This window comes from Streptomyces sp. NPDC048142 (genome assembly GCF_043202835.1).
Classification (GTDB): domain Bacteria; phylum Actinomycetota; class Actinomycetes; order Streptomycetales; family Streptomycetaceae; genus Streptomyces.
In genome coordinates this window covers 1-1541 of the sequence record NZ_JBIDBC010000084.1, presented here as the reverse complement: position 1 = coordinate 1541, position 1541 = coordinate 1, and the positions used below count along the sequence as shown (strand labels likewise).

General features: G+C 69.4%; 1 protein-coding gene. It reads right to left on the bottom strand.

Annotated elements, in window-relative coordinates; all coding sequences use genetic code 11:
* Positions 1-1399, bottom strand: a 1399-nt coding sequence (locus ACGF2Y_RS36620; RefSeq protein ID WP_392956423.1) for an NF041680 family putative transposase, incomplete at its 3' end; no start/stop codon positions are given.
* Positions 1400-1541: the final 142 nt, after the last annotated feature.

Sequence of the window (1541 nt, the reverse complement as noted above, 5' to 3'; positions counted from 1 at the left end):
TCTCGGGGCGTTTGGTCGTCTTGCCCACGTTGTGACGGGTGGCGGGGTGGCGGTTCTTCGAGCCAACTGGGCGACCTGGTCCCGGTGTTGAGTGTTTCGGTGCACGGGCGGGACGGTGCAGATGCGGGCGGAGGTTGCGAAATCCCCGGCGGACGCGGGCCGGAGTGAGTCGGGCGGCCTCCACTCGCTTCTCCCACGGGCGACGGAGGTCGGCTGCGGCTTCGCGCAGGAGCCTCAGCTGGGTGTGGGCGGCGATCACGAGCCACGTCCAGCGGTCCGCGGCCTCGGGGGTGCGGAGTTTGGGGCGGGTCCAGCCGAGTGTCTGCTTGAGCATGCGGAAGGTGTGCTCGATGTCGAAGCGGCGCAGGAACGCCTGCCAGCGCAGATCGACATCCTCGCCGGTCATCCCGGTCTTCGAGGACCACAGCCAGATCGGCTGCGGATCTTGACCGCTGGGCAGCCGGTCGACCGTCAGACGGATCTGGGTGCCCTCGATGATGGGGAGTTCGCCGGTGTGGTCGATCCATGCGCAACGGGTGGTCAGATGCGGATGGAGACGGTCGAAGGCCATGGCCCGCGCGGTGCCGTAGCGGTCGGTGACCTGCACGGTTTCCGTATCGGGGGTGCCCCAGGTGTCCGGGTCGGCGAAGCGGAACACCGGACCGTGCCGGGTCGGGCGGCCGGCTCTGCGGGTGCGGGGCGGTGCCGGGCGTCGCATGACACGGTCGGAGCGCATCCGGCCCACCACCTCGATGGGCAGGCCGGCCAGAAGGAAGGCCAGGCGCGGGGCGTCGTAGCCGGCGTCGAGGACGATCAGGACGTCCGGGTCGCCGGGCTCCCACTGGCCTGCGGCGATCACGTCAGTGACGACGCGGCGGACCTGGGCCGCGGTGACCTCGGCGACATCGTCGTCCGGGCCCAGGCGGACCGCGTCCAGCAGCTGGCACCACGAGGTGCGGCCGGTCTCCAACGCGGCGACGAACGAGTACGGCCAGCCGGGCACGAGCTGGTCGCTGGAGCGTCCGCTGCGTCCGTAGACGTGGCAGAACAGCCGGTCCGGGCTGCACGGGGCATCGGGCCGCAGCCAGTGGGTGACATCGACCGCCAGGACGAGCCGGTTGTCCGCCGCTTTGGGCTGCGGCAGCACCGCCAGCGCCCGCCGCAGCCCGACGGTGTCGATACGGCCGCAGTTCAGCGCGTCATAGAGCGCGCCGTGCCCGCGGCGGTGTTCGGCCAACAGCGTCAGGTCGACCGGCGAAGTGACCGGCCCGTTCTCGCAGAGCATCGCGTCGCACAGCTCGAACAGGGTGTCACCACGTCGGGTCAGACAGGCGTAGAAGTCTTCCCGGAAGTGTGACGCGAAGTCGAACGCATCACGCCGGGCGTCGTCGTCCAGCACACTCACCTCTGCGGCCTTCGTATGAACAAGCTTCCGTGGCGGAATGCATGGTCATGCGAAGGCCGTCAGCGTGCCTCGCGAATCTCCCAACGAGTGAGCCCGTACGAGACGACGTTCGAGGTCAGAGGTTAAAAGGCAAGCT